Here is a 21,054-nt window from a genome sequence, read left to right as displayed (position 1 = left end):
CCCACCTCACCGCCCGTACCGGCATCGACGTCTACTTCGCCGACCCCTACAAGCCCTGGCAGCGCGGCAGCAACGAGAACATCAACGGGCTCTTGCGCGAGTACCTCCCCAAAGGCACCGACCTATCGGTCCACAGCGCCACCGACCTGCAGACCATCGCTGACGAGCTCAACGACCGTCCCCGCAAACGCCTGGGCTACTACACACCCCGCGAACGCCTGACTACGTTGATCCAAGAAGATCTCAATCGCGTTGCAACGACTCCCTGAATCTGCCGACCTCACGCCTCCGCGATCTTCCGGCTGGCGGCAGGCTGCTCCTTGGTCAGGTGGAGCAGCCACTGCGAGCCGCCGGTGTGGATCAGCGCCAAGCGCCGGGAGACCTCACGACCGTGCAGGGTGAGGACGAGTCGGCGCTCGTCGCGCGAATGTTCTTCCCACGTCCCGGTGTCGGCGACGAGCTTGTGCTCGTCCTCGTAGTCGACGTGGTCCAGGTCGTGGTCGTCGACAGCGATGGCCAGCCGGTCGTGCCGCCCGTCCTCCGGCAGCCCCTTGGGCACCGCCCAGCTGCGCAGCACGCCGTTCTCCTCGAGCCGCAGGTCGAAGTGCGGGCTCGGGCGGCGGTGGTCGTGCAGGACGAACCTCAGCGGCTCCGGCACGGGACGATCCCGCCTCACCCGAGACGTCGGAGCTGGTAGGTCCCGACGGTCGTCGCCACGACCTCGCCTGCGGTGTCGGTGAGCGACGCCTCGAGCACGAACTCGCCACGGCCCGTCTCCAGCGCGTCGGCACGCACCCGCGCGACCTCGTCCTCCGACAGCGACGCCGAGGCGCGTACGACGCCCAGCGCGGGCCGACGGAACCGGATCGAGGACTCCTTGACGAGCGGCACGAACCCGGCGAGCTCGCCCTCGAGGTCGAAGGTGGTCAGGCTCAGCAGTCCGCCCAGCATCTCGGCGACGCTGAACAAGGAGCCCGCGTAGGTGACGCCGAAGTGGTTCACGTTGGGCTCCGGCGGCAGGTCGGCCGCGGCGAAACCCGGCCGGACCTCGACGACGCGGATCCCCATGGCCTCCAGGATCGGGACCGATCCAACGGCCTGGACTGCCTCCACTCTCAACGTATAGGCCATCAGGGGGCTTGCCGCAAGGCCCTGGTCAGCCTCCACACTGCACGGCGTGACGCAGCAGGACCACCACCACGACACTCCCCACGACATCGCTCCTTTCGCTCTCCCCCGCACCCTCGCGGCCAAGTCCGACCCGTCCCTGATCGACCGCGACAGGGAGCACTTCACCTGGATCGCCACCGCGCTCGAGCGGGCGATCGCCGACCTCGAGCAGCGCCTGGCGGAGGTGCGACGGACCGCGGTGCGCCAGGGCACCGCCGCCCTCGAGCGCGACCAGGAGGTGCACCGGCTGACCACCCGGTTGCGAGCCCTGCGGCGCTACGACCTCGACCTCTGCCTCGGCCGCATCGTCCACACCAGCCCTGAGAAGGGCGACGACGGGACGACGTACATCGGACGGTTCGGGCTCGCCGACGCCGACGGCCGCCGGCTGCTCGTCGACTGGCGCTCACCCGCCGCCGAGCCGTTCTTCGCCGCCACCCACGCGCACCCTCAGGGCCTGGTGAGCCGGCGTCGCTACCGCTGGGTGGCGGGGAGGATCGTCGACTACTGGGACGAGGCGTTCACCGAGGAGGGACTGACCCACACCGCGGCACTCGACGACCAGTCGGCCTTCATCGCCACCCTCGGTGGGAGCCGTACGCCCAGGATGCGCGACGTGCTGGGCACCATCCAGGCCGACCAGGACGCCATCGTCCGGGCCGGGTCGCGCGGGGCCCTGGTCGTCGACGGTGGTCCCGGCACCGGCAAGACGGTCGTCGCGCTGCACCGCACCGCATATCTGCTCTACGCCGACCCGCGGCTGGGCCACCGGCGCGGTGGCGTGCTCTTCGTGGGCCCGCACGCGCCGTACCTCGCCTACGTCGGCGACGTGCTGCCGAGCCTCGGGGAGGAAGGCGTGCAGACCTGCACCGTCCGCGACCTGGTGCCGGAGGCGGCGGGCGGGCCCGAGGGCGACGCGCAGGTCGCCGCGCTCAAGGCCGACCTGCGGATGGTCGAGGCGATCGAGCCGGCCGTGGCGCTCTACGAGGAGCCGCCCACGGAGTCGTACCTCGTCGAGACCGCCTGGGGCGACGTCCGGATCACCGCGTCCGAGTGGGCCGAGGCCTTCGACTCCCCCGACCCGGGCACCCCCCACAACCTCGCCCGCGACGACGTCTGGGACGAGGTCCTCACGATCCTCGTCGACAAGGCAGCGGACGTCGTCGAGGACCTCTCCCCCGACGAGCTCCGGCGCGTCCTCGACCGCCACGCCGGGCTGCGCGACACCTTCGACCGGTCCTGGCCCCTGATCGAGCACACCGACCTCGTCGGCGACCTCTGGACGGTGCCTGCCTACCTGCGCCACTGCGCTCCCTGGCTCGAGCCCGAGGAGGTCCGGGCCCTGCGTCGCGACGACCCCGAGGCGTGGACGTACGCCGACCTCCCCCTGCTCGACGCCGCCCGGCTGCGGCTCGGCGATCCCGAGGCGTCGCAGCGGCGACGGCGCGCGCGGGCCGCCGACGCCCGCGAGCGCGCCCGGATGGGCGAGGTGATCGACGACCTGCGCACCACGGCGCGCGAGACGGGCGCCGACGAGCACGGCGACGGCCTGGTGTCGATGCTCGTCCACGACGACCTGCAGACGGCGCTGGTCGACGACGCGGCGCTCCCGACGTCCGACGTCGACCTCCTGACCGGGCCGTTCGCCCACGTCGTCGTCGACGAGGCGCAGGAGCTCAGCGACGCCGAGTGGGCGATGCTGCTGCGTCGCTGCCCCTCGCGCAGCCTCACCGTCGTCGGCGACCGCGCACAGGCCCGCCACGGCTTCGCCGAGACGTGGACGGAGCGGCTGGCACGCGTCGGCCTCACGGACGTCACCGTCGCGCCGCTCACCGTCAACTACCGCACGCCGGCCGAGGTGATGGCCGAGGCGGAGCCGGTGATCCGTGCCGCGCTCCCCGAGGCCAACGTGCCCACGTCGGTCCGCGAGAGCGGGATCCCCGTGCTCCACGCGCCCGTCGCCGCAGGCGATGCGATCATCGACGGCTGGTTGGCCGAGCACGCCGAGGGCACGGCGGTGGTCGTCGATCGCGACCGGTCTGCGGACGGTGGCCCGGACGCCGCTCTCGACCAGCGCTGGGGCGGTCGCGTCCGCTCACTCACGCCCGAGCTGGTCAAGGGCCTCGAGTTCGACCTCGTCGTGCTCGTCGACCCCGACGGCTTCGGGGACGGCGTGGCCGGCGCGGTGGACCGCTACGTCGCGATGACCCGCGCCACGCAACGGCTGGTGGTGCTCACGACGTGAGGTCGGTGCGGGCGAGGGTGGCCCGCAGGGCGGTGATGTCGGCGGTGCCGACGCGGCAGCACCCGCCGACGAGGCGCGCGCCCGCTGCCACCCAGGCCGCGACGTCGGCCGGGTCGAACGCCGAGTGGCCCTCCCACGACCGGGTCGCGGCGTTCCAGCCCTGTCCGGAGTTGGGGTAGACGACCGCGGGGCCGTGCGCCCCCGCGACCGGCACGGCAGCGCCGGCGTCGGCTGGCGATGAGCAGTTCACCCCGACGGCGACGACCTCGGCGACGTCGGCCGCCATCGCGAACGCCTCGCCGATGGGCTCGCCGGCCCGGGTGAGCCCGTTGGCGGTGGACAGCGACAGCCACGCCGGTACGCCGCTGCCGTCGAGCTCGGCGAGCACGGCCTCGACCTCGGCCATGCAGGGGACGGTCTCGATCGCGAGCAGGTCGGCGTGTTCCCCCACGGTCGCGGCGAGCACGTCGAGCCGCGGTCGGTGGAACGCCCGGAGCCCGGCCACGTCGAGGTCGTAGTCGCCGCGGTACTCCGAGCCGTCGGCCAGCACCGCGCCGTACGGCCCGACCGAGGCGGCCACCCATCCGTCGGGCGCCACGGCGTCACGCGCGGCCGCGGCCAGCTCGACGCTCCGGCGCAGCAGGCGCTCGACCTCGTCGCGGTCCGCACCCTCGGCGCCGAAGCCCTCGAACGACACCTGGTACGACGATGTCGTGGCCACCTCGGCGCCGGCCGTGAAGAATTCCCGGTGGGCCCGCTCGATGGCCGCCGGGTCGTCGCGCAGCAGTCGTGCCGACCACAGGTCGCTCGACAGGTCGTGGCCGTGCTCCTCGAGCAGCGTGGCGAGGCCGCCGTCGAGGACGACGGGGCGCTCGGCGATGGCGGTGCGGAGGTCCGTGCGGGTCATGCCCAGAGTCTGGCACCCGAGGGGTGTGACGACCGGCCGGTCTCGTCGGCGACGATCACCCGGTGCCAGAGGGACACACCATCCACCGACTCGCCCGCCGCCATGCCCGGCTGCTGGGCGGGCAGCACGTGTCCGCCGACAGCCCGCAGGGCCGCTTCGAGGACGGCGCGAGCCTGCTCGACGGTCGCGTCCTCGGCGCGACCGACGCGTGGGGCAAGCACCTGTTCCACCGCTACGACGACCTGTGGCTGCACGTGCACCTGGGCCTCTACGGGAAGTTCCGCGACGGGACGCTCCCGGCGCCGGCCGCGCGTGGCGCCCTGCGGCTCCGGCTCGTGGGCGGCGGCCACTGGCTGGAGCTGCGTGGACCGACCGCGTGCGAGGTGCTCACCGACGTGGAGCGCAAGGTCGTCCTGGCCAGGCTCGGTCCCGACCCGTTGCGGCGGCGTCCGGACGCCGAGGCGTTCGTCGCGAGGGTGCTGCGCAGCCGCGCCCCGGTCGCCACCCTCCTGATGGACCAGTCGGTCGTGGCCGGCGTCGGCAACGTCTACCGCGCCGAGGTGCTCTTCCGGCAGCGGCTCGACCCGCTGCGTCCGGGGCACCTCCACGACGCGGCCGTCCTGCACGCGCTGTGGGACGACCTCGTGGTGCTGCTGCGCGCCGGCGTCCGGGCGGGGCGGATCATCACGACGCTGCCCGCCGACCGCGAGCGTCCGTCGGGCCGCCCGCGCCGCGTCGACGCCCACTACGTCTACGGGCGCGCCGAGCTGCCTTGCCGGATCTGTGGGACGCCCGTCCAGGACACGCAGATCGCGGCCCGGCGCCTGTTCTGGTGCCCGGTCTGCCAGGCCTAGCGGAGCAGTCGAGCAGCAGCGTCAGGCGCCGATGTAGGCCGCGAGGTGCTTGCCGGTCAGCGTCGGCTTCTTCGCCGCCACCATGTCGGCCGGCGGACCCTCGAACACGACGGTGCCGCCGTCGTGGCCCGCTCCGGGACCGAGGTCGATGATCCAGTCGGCGTGGGCCATCACGGCCTGGTGGTGCTCGATGACGATGACGGACTTGCCGGCGTCGACGAGGCGGTCGAGGAGGCCGAGGAGGTTCTGCACGTCGGCGAGGTGCAGGCCTGTGGTGGGCTCGTCGAGGATGTAGACGTCGCCCTTCTCCCCCATCTGCGTGGCGAGCTTGAGGCGCTGGCGCTCGCCGCCGGACAGCGTGGTCAGCGGCTGGCCGAGGGAGAGGTAGCCCAGGCCCACGTCGGCGAGCCGGTCGAGGATCTTCACCGCGGCCGGGATCTTGGCCTCGCCCTCGCTGAAGTGGGCCCGCGCGTCCACGACCGACATCTCGTGGACCTCGGCGATGTCCTTGCCGCCCAGGGTGTGCTCGAGCACCTCGGCCTTGAAGCGGCGACCCTCGCACTCCTCGCACGGCGACTCCACCGTCGCCATCGGACCGAGCTCGGTGAAGATCACGCCGGCGCCGTTGCAGGTCGGGCAGGCGCCCTCGGAGTTGGAGCTGAAGAGCGCGGGCTTCACGCCGTTGGCCTTGGCGAACGCCTTGCGGATCGGATCCAGGAGACCGGTGTAGGTCGCAGGGTTGCTCCGGCGTGACCCCTTGATCGCGCCCTGGTCGATGACGATGACCTCGTCGCGGCCGGCCAGCGAGCCGTGGATCAGCGAGCTCTTGCCCGACCCGGCGACTCCGGTGACGACGGTCAGCAGGCCGAGCGGGACGTCGACGTCCACGTCACGCAGGTTGTGCGTGCTCGCCCCCCGCACCTCCATCGTCCCGGACGGCTCCCGCACCGACTCCTTGAGCCGTGCGCGGTCGTCGAGGTGCTTGCCGGTGATGGTGTCGCTCCTGCGGAGGCCGTCGACGTCGCCCTCGAAGCAGATGCTCCCGCCCGCTGCTCCGGCCGCGGGGCCGATGTCGACCACGTGGTCGGCGATGCCGATGGTCTCGGGCTTGTGCTCCACGACGAGCACGGTGTTGCCCTTGTCACGCAGCTGCAGGAGCAGGTTGTTCATCCGCTCGATGTCGTGCGGGTGCAGCCCGATCGTCGGCTCGTCGAAGACGTAGGTGATGTCGGTGAGCGACGACCCGAGGTGACGGATCATCTTGGTGCGCTGGGCCTCACCGCCCGACAGGGTGCCGGCCGGCCGGTCGAGCGAGAGGTAGCCCAGGCCGATCTCGGAGAACGAGTCGAGCAGGTGCTGCAGGCCCTTCAGCAGCGGCGCCACCGACGGCTCGTCGAGGTCACGCACCCAGTCGGCGAGGTCGCTGATCTGCATCTCACACAGGTCGGCGATCGACTTGTCGTTGATCTTCGACTTCCGCGCCTCCGGCGTCAGGCGGGTGCCGTCGCAGTCGGGGCAGGTCTGGAAGGTCACCGCCCGCTCCACGAAGCGACGGATGTGCGGCTGCATCGCCTCGGGGTCCTTGGAGAGCATGGACTTCTGGATCTGCGGGATCATGCCGGTGAAGGTCAGGTTGACCCCCTCGACCTTGATCTTGGTCGGCTCCGACCACAGCATCGTCTCGAGCTGCTTCTTCGTGAACGACTTGATCGGCTTGTCCATCGGGAGCCCCATGCCCTCGAACAGCCGGCCGTACCACCCGTCCATCGAGTAGCCGGGCACCGTCAGCGCACCTTCCGAGAGCGACTTGTTCTCGTCGTAGAGCGCCGTGCGGTCGATGTCGTTGACCTTGCCCATGCCCTCGCAGCGCGGGCACATGCCGCCGAGGTAGACCTCCTGCTTCGCGATCCGGCGCTCGGTGCGGCCGCCCTTCTCGGTGGTCATCATCCCGCTCGCCTTGCGGGTCGGGACGTTGAAGGAGTACGCCGTCGGCGGGCCGACGTACGGGTCGCCGAGCCGGCTGAAGAGGATCCGCAGCATCGCGTTGGCGTCCGTGGCGGTGCCGACCGTGGAGCGCGGGTTGGCGCCCATCCGCTCCTGGTCGACGATGATCGCCGTGGTGAGGCCCTCGAGGTGGTCGACGTCGGGTCGCGCGAGGGTGGGCATGAAGCCCTGCACGAACGCGCTGTAGGTCTCGTTGATCATCCGCTGCGACTCCGCCGCGATGGTGGCGAAGACCAGCGAGCTCTTGCCCGAGCCGGACACCCCGGTGAAGACGGTCAGGCGGCGCTTGGGCAGCTCGATGCTGACGTTCTTGAGGTTGTTCTCCCGCGCTCCCTCGACACGGAGGAACGCGTGGTCGTCGGCCGGATGTGTGGTGGTCATGGTGCGCGTCTCCCCTGTGATGTGGCCTGTCGTCTGACGGGCCGGCCGTGCCGGACCCGAGCCCTCCCGTGGCGGGGGCAATCCTGCCAGTACGACGCCTCGCGCGCCCCTGGTGTGACCGGCACCCGCCCCTCGGGTGGGGTGCGCGGTTTGTCCACCGTGCCAGTGTCGAGACATGAGCACCCAGGACGACCGGACCACGACCGTTGCCGAGATCATGCAGGAGACCGACATCGCCGTGCTGACCTACGTGTCGCTCGACGGACACCTCGTCTCCACGCCGATGGGCACGCAGGACTTCGAGGACCCGGGCACCACCTGGTTCCTCACCGAGCGCAGCAGCGACAAGGTGCGCGCCATCGAGGCCGACCCCCGGGTGAACGTGTCCTACTCCAGCAAGGCCGGCTGGGTCTCGCTGACCGGCACCGCCCACGTCAGTGACGACCGTGCCAAGCTCCACGACCTCTGGGACGCCTCCGCCGGCGCCTTCATGTCCGGCGGTCCGGACGACCCCGACAACGTGCTGCTGCGCATTGACGGCGCCACGGCGGAGTACTGGGAGTCCCCCGGCAAGGTCGCCGTCGCCGTCCAGATGGCCAAGGGGCTCGTCAGCGACGACAAGCCCGACCTCGGCGACAACGACACCGTGCAGCTCTGAGCGGGGGCGCCTCGTGCTCGTCGACGCTCACGGTCCTGCCACCGCCGACGAGTCGTGGCGGCGCTTCACCACGCCCGAGACCTGGCCGACCTGGGCACCGCTGATCCGTGAGGTCGAGGCGTCCGACGACGTGCTGGCCGCCGGTACGACGGGTCGGGTGCACGGTCCGGGCGGCGTGGCCGTCGACTTCGAGGTCACCCGGGTCGACCCGGCCCTACGATCGTGGACCTGGCGGGTCGGACGCGGGCCCGCCGCGGTCTCGATGGACCACCACGTCCTCCCGGCGCCCGGTGGCGGCAGCCGGGCGATGCTCCGCGTGCCCGCACCCGCCGCTGCCCTGCTCCAGCCCTACCGGCTGCCCGCCGGTGCGGCGCTGCGCGGGCTCGTGCGCGAGCCCGGCGGCGAGGGTGCGCCCGAGGCCGTCGAGTCGTTCGACTTCGCCTTCGCACCGAACTACGTCGCCCCCGCGCGCGCCTTCGGCGTCACCCCGGCCTCGACCACGGTGGAGGTCGGCCCGGCGTGGCTCTTCGTCCGCTACGGCCCGTGGCGCCTGGTGACCCCACGGTCCAACATCGCCTCGGCCGAGCTCTCCGGTGGTTTCGCGTGGCACCGCACCGCGGGTCCGCCGCACCTGTCGCTCAGCGACCGCGGCGTCTCGTTCACGACGAACGGCGACCGTGCCCTCTGCCTGACCTTCCACGAGCCCGTCCCGGCGATCGACCCCACCGGCACCATCACCCACCCGGGCGCCACGATCGCCGCAGCCGACCCGCGCCGGCTGGCGTCGGCGCTCGGATTCACGCTCGATGAGTAGCCCGGGTGCCGGAGACCCATCGGGGCTAGGGTCGCGGAGCATGGACATGCTGCGGGGCGCACAGATCGCCGGGGCCGGACTGACCGAGTGGCGCAAGCTGGCGCAGGGACTGCACGCGCGCTACCTGACGGCGGACTTCGCCACCGCTGTGCGCTTCCTCGCCGCGGTGGGCGAGGCGGGCGACGAGATCGGGCACCACCCGCGCGTGACGATCGGCCAGGGGCACGTCGACCTCGAGCTGGTCACCGGCGACGCGATCTACCGCGACGACGAGGGCACCGAGCACGTCGTCGAGTGGGTGACCCAGCAGGACGTCGACCTCGCCCGCCGGGTCACCGAGATCGCTGCGGAGCACGGTCTGGACGCCGACCCCGCCTCTGTCAGCGAGGTCGAGCTCGGCCTCGACGCGGCGGGCTCGGCCGCCGTCGCCCCCGTGTGGGCGGCCCTCCTGACGGGCGACGCCGCGTCCCAGGGCCGGGGCTCGCCCAGCGACGAGGTGCGCGACGCCACGGGCCGCGTCCCGAACCTGTGGTTCGACGACCTCGCCGCCGATGCGACCTCGGGCCAGCGGTTCCACGTCGAGGTCTACGTGGCACTCGAGGTCGTCGAGCAGCGGGTCGCCGCCGCCGTCGCCGCGGGCGGGACCGTCGTCGACGACAGCGATGCGCCCGGGCTCACCGTGATCGCCGACCAGGAGGGCAACCGGGGCGTCATCTGCGCCGACACGTCCGCCGCGCAGCAGGACTGAAACGGGGTCGGCGCCCTAGGGTCCCGGTATGGGAATCGTGCACAAGGCCACGCTGTCGCCGTCCAAGCAGGAGCTCGTCGAGGCCTGGTTGCCCAGCCGCCCGTGGGCAGAGGGCCGCACGATCGCCGGGAAGGTCGCGGAGTACAGGTTCGACGACCCCGACGGCGAGGTGGGTGTCGAGACGATTCTCTGGCGAGCCGAGGACGGCTCCGTGCTGCAGACCCCGCTGACCTACCGCGCCTCCCCGCTCGCCGGCGCCGAGTCGCACCTCATCGCGACGACCGCCCACTCCGTCCTCGGCGAACGGTGGGTCTACGACGGGTGCGGCGACCCCGTGTGGGCACGGACCCTGGTTGCAGCGATCCTCACCGGTGCGCGACAGTCGCAGATGTTCTTCGAGGAGGACGGCCGCAGGATCGACATCCCGCCGCGCATGGAGGTGCGCGGCAGCGGTAGTGGCGATGACGCGGACGTGCCCGACATCGCCCGTGTGGACTCCATGACCGACGACGGCGCCGTCACGACCGTGCTCGCGGGCACGGTCGACCTCGCTGTCGCCCGCATCGTGGGTACGCCGCTGGGCGAGGGCCCGTACCTCGACGGGACGGTCGGCGAGTCCGACGAGCGGATCGTCCTCGCCGTCCTGCGCCGAAGCTAGGCGCCGCTCAGCACCGCGCCACCTCGAGCCCGAGCCACTCCCCCAGCGCATCGAGCTCGGCATGCACCCGCCGGCGCCGCGCCGCGGACCAGTCGTCGTCCTCGTGCACCGCGTCGACGATCAGCACGCCTGCCTCTCGGTCGGCCGTCGCGTCGACCTTGCCGACGAGCTCGTCGCCGTCGAGCACCGGCATCGCCCAGTAGCCCCACTGGCGCGACGCTGCGGGCTTGTACATCTCCAGCTGGTAGTCGAAGTCGAACACGTCCTCCATCCGCTTCCGGTCGAAGACCAGCCGGTCCAGCGGGGACAGGATCGCGGTGCGACCCTCGAAGTCGTCGAGGTCGTCCAACCGGTCGGGGTCCACGCACCACAGCCCGCGTACGCCGTCGACGCGGGCCGCCGCGCCCGTGCCGCGGACGTCGTACCTCTCGTCCCACGCCTCCAGGGCCCGCGGGCGGGCGATGCCGAGCGCCCGCAGTCGCCGGGCGGCAAGCGTCTGGTGCGCCTCCTCCGCGGGCACGGCCGGGTCGCCGGGGTGGACGCGCTCGGCGAGGTCCCAGCGCCGCTCCCGCCCCTCGCGAGAGGCGACCGCGACCTCCCCGCGCGCCTCCAGGCACTCGAGGAGCTTCATCACGTTCTTGTCGTTGGTCCACCCGGTCGAGCGCCAGCGCACCTCGCAGGTGTCCGGCAGGTCCCGGGCGGCGGTCGGGCCCTCCGCGCGCAGCAGCGCGAGGATGTCGCGGCGACAGCCGTCGTTGGCGGCCACCCAGTCGGCGAGGTCCTCCTGCCACTCCTTCAGGGGCGGCTCGCCGGGCCAGGCGTCCATGTCGGCGCGGTGCAGCGCGACGTCCTCGCTGGGCAGCAGCATCGCCCGGAGCTCGACGAGGGCGCCGTCGCCGACGAGCTCCTCGAGGTCCTCCGGCTCGTACGCGTTCCCGAGGCGGGTCCACAGGGCGAGGTCGGCGTGCAGGGCCACGACGCGGGTGAGGTCGACCTGCAGGAAGCCGAGGTGTCGCACCACCTCCAGCACGTCGCCGGGCCGCGGTGCGGCCAGCAGCTGGGCGCACACGGCGATGCGGCGAGCCTGTCGCGGCGACAGCTCGAGGCTCGGAGGGGCGCCCATGCCGCGATCCTAGGACCGGGGCGTGGCGTGTCGGGGCCAGGCGGCATGGCCCGAACGGGTCATTCCTGACCCAGATCGGGCATTACCGGCGGGTTCCCGCCCGCACCGCGCCCGGCGGTGCCACCGTGGACGTCATGTGGGACACCGTCGAGACCAGCTCGGTCCACCTCTCTCACGACCTGCCGTGCACCGAGTGCGGCCACGGTCGTCACACCTACCTGCCGTGCTCGGACACCTGCAGCTGCGCCCACGGGCGCGACCGCGTGCTCAGCAACGCCTGAGCCGCCGGCCGCCACCCCAGAGTCGGGCCTCAGCGCTCGCGCACTGAGTCGTCCTTCGCACGCCGCCGGACCCGGCGGCTCGCCTTCGACACGAACCCCTCGCGCGGCGGCGGGTTGCCGTCCTCGTCCAGGGCGTACGACTCCACCTTCGCCAGCCGCGGCCGGTCGTGGTCGTCCACGACCTCACCGGTGACCCACCACATGCGCAGGCTCGGTCCGGCCAGCCGGAGGAAGGCCAGGTTGTTGTCGAACCACGGCCCCTCGGCGTAGGTCCACCTGAGGGGCGCGTCGGGCACCCGCGCCGACTTCGACGCGAGCCGCCCCATGGGACCGGCGACGCCGTACGAGAGCACGGCCGTCGCGAAACGCATGTTGCGCGAGAGCGGGTTGCGGATCGGCGAGCACACCGCCTGGAGCACGGTCGAGCGCAACGCCGGACCACCGTGGGCGGGACGGGCCTCGCTGACGTAGCTGTGGTGCACGTCGCCGGAGAGGAACGTGACCGTGGACGGCGCCCGGCCGCGCTTCCCGGCAGCGACCTCCATCGCCTGCTGTGCGACCTGCTGGAAGCTGGTCTGGAACGCACCCCAGTGCTCGAGGTCGACCAGCTGGCGCAGCTTCTCCCCCGCCCGGCCGCCGCGCTCTCCCCACGCGCCCTGCGCGAGCGCCTCGCTGAACGCCTCGAGGTGGTGGAGGCCGCGGGCGAGCAGGAAGGGCAGCGACGTGCCGATCAGCAGGTGATCGACGTCGCCGCGCAGCTGCTCGTCGAGCCAGGCCGCCTCGTCGTCGTCGAGCAGGGCGCGGTCGTCCGGGTCGAGCTTGCGGGCTGCGCGCGAGTCGACGACCACGAGGCGGGCCTGCGTGTCGAAGTCGCGGGTGTAGCTCCACCGGTAGGTCTGGGGCTTCTGATCGACCCGGTCCGCGAACTCGTCGAGGAACGGACCGAGGTCCTGCTCGGCGTCGCCACGGTGTGCCAGCACCTGCGCGTACACCTCGTCCTTCTCCCGCTCGGCGGGCGACAGGTTGCCGAGGTGCTGGTACACCCAGTACGACGCAAGTCCGGAGACGATGCGGCCGTGCCACCACGACGTGGCCTCCATCTCGCGGCGCCAGTCCATCGAGGTGTTCCAGTCGTCGCGGATGTCGTGGTCGTCGAAGATCATCGCGCTGGGCACGGTCGACAGCAGCCACCGGTTGGCGGGGTCGGACCATGCGAGCTTGTAGAGGTGGGCGTACTCCTCGTAGTCCTTCAGCTCGGTCCAGGGCGCCTGCTCGATGTCGCGCCGCGACTCGATGAACTCCCGCATCGCGTCGGTGGTCTCGTCGGCGTAGACCTGGTCGCCCAGGAAGAGCACGAGGTCGGGCAGCCGGTCCGGGTCGAGGTCGGCGTCGGACGGGTCGGCGGCCTCGACCTGGCCGGCGACGCGGAGCGCCCACGCGCGCAGGGCGTCGACGCCGTGGGTCTTGTTCCCCTTCTCGTCGTGGGAGACCGAGGTGCGGCAGGAGCCGAACGACAGGTGGAGGGGACGTCCCGCCTCGAGGGTGGCGATGACGGGGTCCGGGAACGGCGACCCCGCGGGCGGCCAGACCCGGTCGTCGTCGATCGCGAGGGAGTACGCCTCGGTGGTGCCGGGCTCGAGGCCGTCGAGCTCGACGAGGGCGTAGTGGTGGCCGTGGACCACGAACGTCTGGGCGGTCGCCGAGGCGGCGCCCCGGGTGACGGTGACGGCCGCGGGAGCGGCCGTCTCGACCCAGATGGTCGCCGACGTCTCGTCGACGTAGCGGAGCAGCGGGCCCAGGAGCAGTCGGTCGTCGGGTGTCGTCATGGGTGGAGGAGCACCTTGATCGCGCGACGCTCGTCCATCGCCTTGTAGCCCTCGGCCGACTCGGCCATCGGCAGCGTCAGGTCGAAGACCTTGCCCGGGTCGATCGCACCCGACAGCACGCGGTCGAGCAGGTCGGGCAGGTAGCGACGCACGGGAGCCATGCCTCCGGCGAGGCCGACGTTCTTCTGGAACATCCGGCGCACCGGCAGCTCGACACCGTGGGGCACGCCGACGAAGCCGACGGTCGAGCCCGGGCGGGCGACGGTGAAGGCCGTCTTCATCGCGCCGTCGGTGCCGACGCACTCGAGGACGGCGTCGGCCCCCACCCCGTCGGTGAGGTCGGCGATGCGCGCCTCCCCCTCCTTGCCGCGCTCGGCGACCACGTGGGTCGCCCCGAAGGCGCGGGCGATCTCCTGGCGGGGCTCGTGGCGCGACATCGCGATCACGCGCTCGGCGCCCATCTGGGCCGCGGCCAGGACGCCGCTGAGGCCCACCGCGCCGTCGCCGACCACGACGACGGTGTGGCCGGGCTGCACGCCTGCGGCGACCGCGGCGTGCCACCCGGTCGCCATCACGTCGGTCAGGGCCAGCAGCGACGGGATGAGCGCGTCGTCGGGCATCCCGTCCGTGGCGACGAGGCTGCCGTCGGCCTGGGTCACCCGGGCGTACTCGCCCTGTCCGCTCTGGGTGACCCCGAGGTTGACGCACGCCGACTGCATGCCGGCACGGCAGTGGGCGCAGGTGTTGTCGCAGTGGCAGAACGGCACGATCACGAAGTCGCCGACCTTGGTGGTCGAGACGTCCGAGCCCACCTCCTCCACGACGCCGACGCACTCGTGGCCGATGGTCGAGCCCGCCGTGACGTCGTTCTCGCCGCGGTAGGGCCACAGGTCGGAGCCGCAGATGCAGCCCGCGACCACCTTGACGATGGCGTCGGTGGGCTGCTCGATCCGCGGGTCGGGCACGTCCTCGAAGCGGATGTCACCGGGCGCATGGATGGTGGTTGCACGCATGCGGCGATCCTGCCACGGCGGTCGGCAGCCGACCCCTCCCCGGGGGCGAGCGTCCCAGTCCGACCCCGGAGTGCCGATCTGGCTTTATCTCATATCTGAGATACCGTGATCGGCATGGCTGACTACAAGGGTCGCATCGGCAACCTCATCCGCGACGCCCGCAAGCACCGCGGGCTCACCCAGCACCAGCTGGCAGAGCTGCTCGGCACGAGCCAGAGCGCCATCAACCGCATCGAGAAGGGCCACCAGAACCTCTCGCTCGAGATGCTCGCGCGCATCGGCGCGGCCCTCGACTCGGAGATCGTCGCCCTGGGCGCGGGGCCCACCCACCTGCGCGTCGACGGTCCGACGACGCTGTCCGGCTCGATCGACGTCAAGACCTCCAAGAACGCCGGCGTGGCACTGCTGTGCGCCTCCCTGCTCAACAAGGGTCGTACGACGCTGCGCAAGGTCGCGCGCATCGAGGAGGTCAACCGCCTCCTCGAGGTACTCAACTCCCTCGGCGTGGCCACCCGCTGGGTCGGCGACGACAACGACCTGGAGATCATCCCGCCCGCGGACCTCAACCTGGCCGCGATCGACGAGACGGCAGCACGACGGACGCGCTCGGTGATCATGTTCCTCGGCCCGCTGCTGCACCGCTACGACGAGTTCGACCTCCCCTACGCCGGCGGGTGCAACCTCGGTGAGCGCACGGTCGAGCCGCACATGTCGGCGCTGCGTCCCTTCGGGCTCGAGGTCAAGGCGAGCGACGGCAGCTACCACGCCAGCGTCAACCGCACCATCGAGCCGTCGCGCCCGATCGTGCTGACCGAGCGCGGCGACACGGTCACCGAGAACGCGCTGATGGCGGCCGCCCTCCACCCGGGCACCACGGTGATCCGCAACGCCTCGTCCAACTACATGGTCCAGGACCTGTGCTTCTACCTCCAGCGCCTGGGCGTGGAGGTCGAGGGCATCGGCACCACGACGCTCAAGGTCACCGGCCGGTCGTCCATCGACGTCGACGTCGACTACGCCCCCGCCGAGGACCCGATCGAGGCGATGTCACTCCTCGCGGCCGCCATCGTCACCAAGTCGTCCATCACCATCCGCCGGGTGCCGATCGAGTTCCTCGAGATCGAGCTCGCGACCCTGGAGGAGATGGGCTTCCGCTACGACCGCTCCCCCGAGTACGCCGCGCTCAACGGCGAGACCCGGCTGGTCGACATCACCACGCATCCCTCCGAGCTCCGCGCGCCGCTCGACAAGATCCACCCGATGCCGTTCCCCGGCCTCAACATCGACAACCTGCCGTTCTTCGCCGTCATCGCCGCCGTGGCCGACGGCCAGACGCTGCTGCACGACTGGGTCTACGAGAATCGCGCCATCTACCTCACCGAGCTCAACAAGCTCGGCGCCCAGGTCAAGCTGCTCGACCCGCACCGCGTGCTGATCGAGGGCCCGACGCACTTCTCCGGCGCCGAGATCGTCTGCCCGCCCGCCCTGCGCCCGGCCGTCGTGCTGCTCATCGCGATGCTCGCCTCGAAGGGCCGCAGCGTGCTGCGCTCGACGTACGTCATCCACCGCGGCTACGAGGACCTCGCCGAGCGCCTCAACGAGCTCGGCGCCAACATCGAGACCTTCCGGGACATCTGAGCCGCGCAGCGTCGACCGAGGGACGAGGTCGGCGCGTGGGCGCGGCCAGATCGAGTAAGCCCCGCGGCTGAGGAACGAAGCCGCGGAAKGGCCGTATCGAGATCTCACCTTCGAGGTGGGTCTCGATACGCCTCGCTCGTTCCTCGCTCGGCTACTCGACCAGCGAGGGGATGGGGCCTGCTCGACCAGCGAGGAGGTGGCTCAGCTGAACAGAGTCTCCACCCAGGCGCGGGAGACCTTGCCGGCGGCGGGCGGGGCGGTCATGTCAGCGGTGATGCGGGGCAGGGGTGCGGTGTGCTGGCCGGCGTTGCGGTGCCAGTCGTTCTCGGCCTCGACCAGCATGCCCAGGTCGGCGCGCGCGAGGAACACCCCGTGCCCCTCGGGGCACGAGCTGACCGTCGCCTCGCCAAGGCTCCGCTGATCCATCTCGACACCGCACCGGGGACACGTCATGCTCTCCATCCCCCGACGGTACCGCTGACCCCCATACTTCTCGCGTGGAACCACCGCACCCGACTGGACCGGCCTACCTCGACGCCCGACGCCCGCTGGCCTTCGCCCATCGCGGCGGCGCCTACCACCCGGACATCGAGGGCCTCGAGAACACGCTCGCGGCGTTCACCCATGCGGTGGAGCTGGGCTACACCTATCTCGAGACCGACGTCCACGTGACCAGCGACGGGGTGCTGTTGGCCTTCCACGACACGGTCCTGGACCGGGTGACCGACCGCACCGGCAGCATCGCGGACTCGACGTACGACGAGGTGCAGCAGGCGATGATCGGCGGGCGGGAGCGGGTGCCGACCCTGGCCGACCTCTTCGACGCCTTCCCGGGCGCGCGGTTCAACATCGACATCAAGTCCGAGGACGCGGTCGAGTCGCTCGCGCAGTTCATCGAGGAGCACCAGGCGTGGGACCGGGTGCTGGTCGGCTCGTTCTCCGGCCGCCGGATGAACGCGTTCCGCCGGCGCACGGGAGGCCGGGTGGCCACGTCCGCCCACCCGCTCGAGGTGGTCGCCTTCGTGCTCTCCCCCAGCGCCCGGCTCGCCCGGTGGCTCACCCGCGGTCGGCCGGTGGCGCTGCAGGTGCCCCACCGCCGCGGTCGGGTGCTCGTGGTCTCACGCGGGCTCGTACGACGGGCGCAGGCGGTAGGCGTCCAGGTGCACGTGTGGACCATCGACGACCCAATTGAGATGAACGCCCTCCTGGACCGTGGTGTCGACGGCATCATGACCGATCGCACGGACATACTCAGGGACGTGCTCCGCGCACGCGGACAGTGGAACGGCCCCGACCTCTGAGGTCCGGGGACCGCATGGAGGGGAACGCATGACCGACGTGGACGGCGGGATCGCCAACCTCAAGCCGCTGGAGCAGGCCCGGGAGCAGAAGGCCTGGTACTGGTACGACTGGGCGAACAGCGCCTACACGACCACCATCGGCACCGTCTTCTTCGGCCCCTACTTCATCAACCTCGCCGAGAACGCCGTCGGCGGCGAGGACGGCCGCTTCGAGGTGGCCGGGCTCTCGCTCCCGCCGGACTCGCTGTTCTTCTGGCTGATCACGGTCTCCACGATCCTGTCCGCGCTGGTCCTGCCGCCGCTGGGGGCGTACGCCGACCGTGTCGCGAACAAGAAGCGGCTGCTGGCGACCCTGGCCTGGATCGGCTCGTTCTTCGCCGCCCTGATCTTCTTCGCCACCGGTGACAACTGGCAGCTCGCCGCCGTCGGCATCGTGCTGGGCAACCTGTTCTTCGGCGCGGCCGGCGTGGTCAACGACTCGATCCTCCCGCTCATCTCCGACGAGGACGACCGGGACCGGGTCTCCTCGCGCGGCTGGGCGTTCGGCTACCTCGGCGGCGGCCTCCTGCTCGTGCTCAACCTGGCCGTCTACCTCGGCCACGAGGCCCTGGGGCTCGACGAGGCGCTCGCCGCCCGCCTGTGCATGCTGTCGGCCGCCGTGTGGTGGGCCGGGTTCACCTTCATCCCCTACCTCCGGCTCAACGACCACCCGCCCGTGGCCGTCGAGCAGGTCGAGGGCAACGCGATCCGCCGCAGCTTCGGCCAACTCGTCGCCACCCTGCGCGACATGCGCCAGTACCCGATGGCGCTGACGTTCCTGATCGCCTACCTGTTCTTCAACGACGGGATCCAGACCGTCATCGCGTCCGCGTCGGTCTACGGCTCCGAGGAGCTCGGCCACGGCCAGACGATCCTGATCGCGACCATCCTCATGGTGCAGTTCGTCGCCTTCGGCGGTGCGCTGCTCTTCGGCCGGCTCGCGGGCCGGATAGGCGCCAAGCGGACCATCCTGATGGGCCTCGTGATCTGGTGCGTCATCGTGACCGCGGGCCTGTTCCTGCCCGCCGGCAACGTCGCGCTCTTCCTGCTGATGGGCGTCGCGATCGGCATCGTGCTCGGCGGCACCCAGGCCCTCGCCCGGTCGTACTTCTCGCTCCTGATCCCCCGAGGCAAGGAGGCGGAGTACTTCAGCTTCTACCACGCGATGGATCGCGGGACGTCGTGGTTCGGCACCGCGACCTTCGGCATCGTGCTGGCCATCACGGACTCCTACCGGCCGGCGCTGTTCGCCCTGATCGCCTTCTTCGTCATCGGTGGGCTGCTGCTGACCCGCGTCGACACCGAGCGGGGCATCCGCGAGGCCGGCAACGACGTGCCCGCCGTGATCTGAGCCGACCGACCCGCACCCCGGAAGGCAGACATCACCCCCTGGGGTGAAGTTCGTCTCGCCTGAGCGTGGCCGACACCACCACGAATCCACGGAATTGTGCTGTCCCCGCTACCGTTGAAGATCGTAGAAGTTCCAGGCGCAGCCGAGCCGCGTCGTCACCAGCGGCGTCACGATCCACGGTCTGGCTCGTTGCACCTGGAGAACCCGAACACAACACAACGGGTGTCAGCAACCCAATGGAGGTGGGCACGGTGGCGGAGCGCACACTACGTGGCGCACGGCTCGGCGGCCAGAGTTTCGAGGATGAGCGCGGCATCGAGTTCGCAGCTCGTCAGCAGGTCGGTTACCGGTGCAAGCAAGGACATGACTTCGAGGTCACGATGTCGGTCGAGGCCGACATCCCGGCAGTGTGGGAGTGCCCGCGCTGCGGCGCCGAGGCGCTGAGCACCGCGGGCATCCTCCCGGAGGCCAAGGTCGAGAAGCCGGCTCGTACGCACTGGGACATGCTCCTGGAGCGTCGCTCGGAGAAGGAGCTCGAGGACATCCTCAAGGAGCGCCTCGAGCTGCTGCGCGGCGGCGAGATCGGCCCGGCGCACCTGCACCGCGCCAACAAGAAGAAGCGGGTCAGCTGATCACCTGACAGGTGCCTGCTAGCGGAGCTCGCGGGCACCGTCGTCAGGGGAGGTCGAGTGGCCGCGCGAGCGAGCTTGCGAGCTCGCGCCCGGCTGTACCGAGACCCTTCACTCGACGACGTCGCCCCGGACCACCGGGCCTCCGGGCCCCGGTCCGGGGCGTTCGTCGTCTCCGGGACCGAAACCGGCTCCGAACCCGGGGCCGAACCCCGGTACGCCCCCCGGGCGTCCGAACGGCGTACCGAAGCTGGGCGCCACCACCAGACGGCGCTCGACCACCTTGGTGAGCAGTCGGCGTGCCACGGGCCGGGTGAACGGCAGGATCAGCACGATCCCGGCGATGTCGAGGACGAAGCCGGGGCTGAGCATCAGCGTGCCGCCGATGAGGATCAGGGCTCCGTCGGCGATCTCGCGGGCGGGCATCCGGCCGCTCTGGAGCGCCTCGCGCAGGGCGATCCACGCGCGACCGCCCTCACGCTTGATCAGCCATGCGCCGAGCATGCTGTCGAGGACGAGCAGGACGATGGTCCACCAGGGTCCGACGAGCTGGCCGACCTGCAGGATGGCCCAGATCTCGACCAGCGGCACGACGACGAACGCGACGGCGAGGACCGGGCGCACCCACCGGCGGCGCCGTCGCGGACCTGTGGGCGGGGTGGGAGCGGTCATGCCCGCGCCCTGGCCCGTCGAAGCTGCCGGCGACGCTCGGAGAGCCCCCACCGGGTGATCATCCGCAGCGACTCGCTCGCGACGTGCCCGCTCATCTTGGAGTCGCCGCGCTCGCGCTCGATGAACTCGATCGGCACCTCCGTCAGGCGGAGGCCGCGACTCACGGTGCGGTAGGCGAGGTCGGTCTGGAACACGTATCCAGTAGACCTCACCGAGCCAAGGTCGATCGCCTCGAGCGTCGTACGACGGAACAGGCGGTAGCCGGCCGTTGCGTCCTTGACGCGGATGCCGAGCAGCAGCCGGACGTAGAGGTTGCCGCCGCGCGAGAGCAGCAGGCGCTGGACGGGCCAGTTGACCACCGACCCACCCGGGACGTAGCGCGAGCCGATCACGAGGTCGGCGGTGTGCAGCGCGTCGAGCAGCCGCTGCAGCTGCTCGGGCTGGTGGGAGCCGTCGGCGTCCATCTCGCCGATGACGTCGTAGCCCGCGCGGAGCGCTACGTCGAAGCCGTGGAGGTACGCGGCGCCCAGTCCCGCCTTCTCGGTGCGGTGCACGACCTTCACGGCCGGGTCGGCGGCCGCCAGGCGGTCGGCGAGGTCACCGGTGCCGTCGGGGCTGTTGTCGTCGACGACCAGCACGTCGACGCCGGGTTGGGCGGCACGCAGCCGCCCGACGATCCACTCGAGGTTCTCCGACTCGTTGTAGGTCGGGACGACCATCACGCAGCGGCCGAGGCCGTCGA

General features: G+C 71.5%; 22 protein-coding genes. 12 read left to right on the top strand and 10 right to left on the bottom strand.

Annotation, left to right across the window (positions count from 1 at the left end):
- The coding region (locus tag ACXJKB_RS16310; protein WP_457190154.1) for an IS30 family transposase at positions 1-269 on the top strand (269 nt) is incomplete at its 5' end.
- A gap of 11 nt (positions 270-280) precedes the next feature.
- Here the strand turns inward: ACXJKB_RS16310 and ACXJKB_RS16305 are convergent.
- Together ACXJKB_RS16305 and ACXJKB_RS16300 are read right to left on the bottom strand one after the other, a co-directional pair.
- Positions 281-658 carry a DNA polymerase ligase N-terminal domain-containing protein gene (locus ACXJKB_RS16305; protein WP_457190152.1) on the bottom strand — a complete coding sequence of 126 codons (378 nt, stop codon included), beginning with the start codon at positions 656-658 and terminating at the stop codon, positions 281-283.
- A gap of 14 nt (positions 659-672) precedes the next feature.
- The gene (locus ACXJKB_RS16300; RefSeq protein WP_457190150.1) at positions 673-1,131 is read right to left on the bottom strand and encodes a PaaI family thioesterase; all 459 of its coding nucleotides are present in this window, start codon (positions 1,129-1,131) and stop codon (positions 673-675) included.
- A 46-nt stretch (positions 1,132-1,177) separates the two neighbouring features.
- Between ACXJKB_RS16300 and helR the strand changes: the two genes are divergently transcribed.
- Positions 1,178-3,415, top strand: coding sequence for an RNA polymerase recycling motor ATPase HelR (gene helR, locus ACXJKB_RS16295; RefSeq protein ID WP_457190148.1), 2,238 nt, complete (start codon positions 1,178-1,180; stop codon positions 3,413-3,415).
- On the opposite strand, the gene mmuM is transcribed toward helR, so the two are convergent.
- On the bottom strand, positions 3,405-4,322 hold the full coding sequence (gene mmuM / locus ACXJKB_RS16290; protein WP_457190146.1) for a homocysteine S-methyltransferase: 918 nt from the start codon (positions 4,320-4,322) through the stop codon (positions 3,405-3,407). The two genes, helR and mmuM, sit on opposite strands and share 11 nt — an antisense overlap.
- Positions 4,323-4,384: 62 nt before the next feature.
- Between mmuM and ACXJKB_RS16285 the strand changes: the two genes are divergently transcribed.
- Entirely contained in the window at positions 4,385-5,176 is a 792-nt protein-coding gene (locus tag ACXJKB_RS16285; RefSeq protein WP_457190144.1) for an Fpg/Nei family DNA glycosylase, read from the top strand.
- Between the two features lie 21 nt (positions 5,177-5,197).
- Here the strand turns inward: ACXJKB_RS16285 and ACXJKB_RS16280 are convergent, their stop codons facing one another.
- Complete coding sequence (locus ACXJKB_RS16280; RefSeq protein ID WP_457190142.1) at positions 5,198-7,561, bottom strand: ATP-binding cassette domain-containing protein; 2,364 nt, start codon at positions 7,559-7,561, stop codon at positions 5,198-5,200.
- 175 nt (positions 7,562-7,736) lie between these two features.
- Here ACXJKB_RS16280 and ACXJKB_RS16275 point away from each other — a divergent pair, with 175 nt between their 5' ends.
- From ACXJKB_RS16275 to ACXJKB_RS16260, 4 genes are read left to right on the top strand one after another with little or no spacing between them, the layout of a single operon-like run.
- A complete protein-coding gene (locus ACXJKB_RS16275) occupies positions 7,737-8,219 on the top strand; it encodes a pyridoxamine 5'-phosphate oxidase family protein (protein WP_457190140.1) in 483 nt (160 codons plus the stop codon).
- A 13-nt stretch (positions 8,220-8,232) separates the two neighbouring features.
- Positions 8,233-9,033 carry an SRPBCC family protein gene (locus ACXJKB_RS16270; RefSeq protein WP_457190138.1) on the top strand — a complete coding sequence of 267 codons (801 nt, stop codon included), beginning with the start codon at positions 8,233-8,235 and terminating at the stop codon, positions 9,031-9,033.
- Between the two features lie 40 nt (positions 9,034-9,073).
- Entirely contained in the window at positions 9,074-9,781 is a 708-nt protein-coding gene (locus ACXJKB_RS16265) for a 4a-hydroxytetrahydrobiopterin dehydratase (RefSeq protein ID WP_457190136.1), read from the top strand.
- 28 nt (positions 9,782-9,809) lie between these two features.
- A complete protein-coding gene (locus ACXJKB_RS16260; protein WP_457190134.1) occupies positions 9,810-10,439 on the top strand; it encodes a CG0192-related protein in 630 nt (209 codons plus the stop codon).
- Positions 10,440-10,446: 7 nt separating this feature from the next.
- Here the strand turns inward: ACXJKB_RS16260 and ACXJKB_RS16255 are convergent, their stop codons facing one another.
- Entirely contained in the window at positions 10,447-11,562 is a 1,116-nt protein-coding gene (locus ACXJKB_RS16255; RefSeq protein WP_457190132.1) for a DNA glycosylase AlkZ-like family protein, read from the bottom strand.
- Between the two features lie 134 nt (positions 11,563-11,696).
- Here ACXJKB_RS16255 and ACXJKB_RS16250 point away from each other — a divergent pair, with 134 nt between their 5' ends.
- Complete coding sequence (locus ACXJKB_RS16250; RefSeq protein ID WP_457190130.1) at positions 11,697-11,843, top strand: hypothetical protein; 147 nt, start codon at positions 11,697-11,699, stop codon at positions 11,841-11,843.
- Between the two features lie 29 nt (positions 11,844-11,872).
- Here ACXJKB_RS16250 and ACXJKB_RS16245 read toward each other — a convergent pair whose 3' ends face one another.
- The gene (locus tag ACXJKB_RS16245) at positions 11,873-13,669 is read right to left on the bottom strand and encodes an alkaline phosphatase D family protein (protein WP_457190128.1); all 1,797 of its coding nucleotides are present in this window, start codon (positions 13,667-13,669) and stop codon (positions 11,873-11,875) included.
- Positions 13,666-14,682 carry a zinc-dependent alcohol dehydrogenase family protein gene (locus tag ACXJKB_RS16240; RefSeq protein ID WP_457190126.1) on the bottom strand — a complete coding sequence of 339 codons (1,017 nt, stop codon included), beginning with the start codon at positions 14,680-14,682 and terminating at the stop codon, positions 13,666-13,668. The genes ACXJKB_RS16245 and ACXJKB_RS16240 overlap by 4 nt, the downstream gene beginning before the upstream one ends.
- Positions 14,683-14,796: 114 nt before the next feature.
- Here ACXJKB_RS16240 and ACXJKB_RS16235 point away from each other — a divergent pair, with 114 nt between their 5' ends.
- The gene (locus ACXJKB_RS16235; RefSeq protein ID WP_457190124.1) at positions 14,797-16,320 is read left to right on the top strand and encodes a helix-turn-helix domain-containing protein; all 1,524 of its coding nucleotides are present in this window, start codon (positions 14,797-14,799) and stop codon (positions 16,318-16,320) included.
- A gap of 201 nt (positions 16,321-16,521) precedes the next feature.
- Here the strand turns inward: ACXJKB_RS16235 and ACXJKB_RS16230 are convergent, their stop codons facing one another.
- Positions 16,522-16,773 (bottom strand): zf-TFIIB domain-containing protein, encoded by a 252-nt coding sequence (locus ACXJKB_RS16230; RefSeq protein WP_457190168.1) that lies wholly within the window; start codon positions 16,771-16,773, stop codon positions 16,522-16,524.
- 44 nt (positions 16,774-16,817) lie between these two features.
- Here ACXJKB_RS16230 and ACXJKB_RS16225 point away from each other — a divergent pair, with 44 nt between their 5' ends.
- The 3 genes from ACXJKB_RS16225 to ACXJKB_RS16215 all read left to right on the top strand — a co-directional run bounded on the left by ACXJKB_RS16225 (position 16,818) and on the right by ACXJKB_RS16215 (position 19,643).
- Positions 16,818-17,621, top strand: coding sequence for a glycerophosphodiester phosphodiesterase (locus ACXJKB_RS16225; protein WP_457190122.1), 804 nt, complete (start codon positions 16,818-16,820; stop codon positions 17,619-17,621).
- Between the two features lie 28 nt (positions 17,622-17,649).
- Entirely contained in the window at positions 17,650-19,011 is a 1,362-nt protein-coding gene (locus ACXJKB_RS16220; protein ID WP_457190120.1) for an MFS transporter, read from the top strand.
- A gap of 236 nt (positions 19,012-19,247) precedes the next feature.
- A complete protein-coding gene (locus tag ACXJKB_RS16215; protein ID WP_224747745.1) occupies positions 19,248-19,643 on the top strand; it encodes an RNA polymerase-binding protein RbpA in 396 nt (131 codons plus the stop codon).
- A gap of 108 nt (positions 19,644-19,751) precedes the next feature.
- Here the strand turns inward: ACXJKB_RS16215 and ACXJKB_RS16210 are convergent, their stop codons facing one another.
- Positions 19,752-20,312 (bottom strand): FxsA family protein, encoded by a 561-nt coding sequence (locus tag ACXJKB_RS16210; protein WP_457190117.1) that lies wholly within the window; start codon positions 20,310-20,312, stop codon positions 19,752-19,754.
- Positions 20,309-21,031 carry a polyprenol monophosphomannose synthase gene (locus ACXJKB_RS16205; RefSeq protein WP_457190166.1) on the bottom strand — a complete coding sequence of 241 codons (723 nt, stop codon included), beginning with the start codon at positions 21,029-21,031 and terminating at the stop codon, positions 20,309-20,311. The genes ACXJKB_RS16210 and ACXJKB_RS16205 overlap by 4 nt, the downstream gene beginning before the upstream one ends.
- Positions 21,032-21,054: the final 23 nt, after the last annotated feature.

The organism is Nocardioides sp. P5_E3, from assembly GCF_054049275.1.
The sequence above is the reverse complement of the archived record's forward strand: the minus strand, read 5'-3'. Positions and strand labels throughout refer to the sequence as shown.

Bases quoted from the DNA above. Each gene is read 5' to 3' on its own strand.
- ACXJKB_RS16300 (WP_457190150.1), bottom strand. From the start codon at position 1,131: ATGGCCTATACGTTGAGAGTGGAGGCAGTCCAGGCCGTTGGATCGGTC.
- mmuM (WP_457190146.1), bottom strand. From the start codon at position 4,322: ATGACCCGCACGGACCTCCGCACCGCCATCGCCGAGCGCCCCGTCGTC.
- ACXJKB_RS16280 (WP_457190142.1), bottom strand. From the start codon at position 7,561: ATGACCACCACACATCCGGCCGACGACCACGCGTTCCTCCGTGTCGAG.
- ACXJKB_RS16275 (WP_457190140.1), top strand. From the start codon at position 7,737: ATGAGCACCCAGGACGACCGGACCACGACCGTTGCCGAGATCATGCAG.
- ACXJKB_RS16265 (WP_457190136.1), top strand. From the start codon at position 9,074: ATGGACATGCTGCGGGGCGCACAGATCGCCGGGGCCGGACTGACCGAG.
- ACXJKB_RS16260 (WP_457190134.1), top strand. From the start codon at position 9,810: ATGGGAATCGTGCACAAGGCCACGCTGTCGCCGTCCAAGCAGGAGCTC.
- ACXJKB_RS16255 (WP_457190132.1), bottom strand. From the start codon at position 11,562: ATGGGCGCCCCTCCGAGCCTCGAGCTGTCGCCGCGACAGGCTCGCCGC.
- ACXJKB_RS16250 (WP_457190130.1), top strand. From the start codon at position 11,697: ATGTGGGACACCGTCGAGACCAGCTCGGTCCACCTCTCTCACGACCTG.
- ACXJKB_RS16245 (WP_457190128.1), bottom strand. From the start codon at position 13,669: ATGACGACACCCGACGACCGACTGCTCCTGGGCCCGCTGCTCCGCTAC.
- ACXJKB_RS16240 (WP_457190126.1), bottom strand. From the start codon at position 14,682: ATGCGTGCAACCACCATCCATGCGCCCGGTGACATCCGCTTCGAGGAC.
- ACXJKB_RS16235 (WP_457190124.1), top strand. From the start codon at position 14,797: ATGGCTGACTACAAGGGTCGCATCGGCAACCTCATCCGCGACGCCCGC.
- ACXJKB_RS16230 (WP_457190168.1), bottom strand. From the start codon at position 16,773: ATGACGTGTCCCCGGTGCGGTGTCGAGATGGATCAGCGGAGCCTTGGC.
- ACXJKB_RS16220 (WP_457190120.1), top strand. From the start codon at position 17,650: ATGACCGACGTGGACGGCGGGATCGCCAACCTCAAGCCGCTGGAGCAG.
- ACXJKB_RS16215 (WP_224747745.1), top strand. From the start codon at position 19,248: ATGGAGGTGGGCACGGTGGCGGAGCGCACACTACGTGGCGCACGGCTC.
- ACXJKB_RS16210 (WP_457190117.1), bottom strand. From the start codon at position 20,312: ATGACCGCTCCCACCCCGCCCACAGGTCCGCGACGGCGCCGCCGGTGG.
- ACXJKB_RS16205 (WP_457190166.1), bottom strand. From the start codon at position 21,031: ATGGTCGTCCCGACCTACAACGAGTCGGAGAACCTCGAGTGGATCGTC.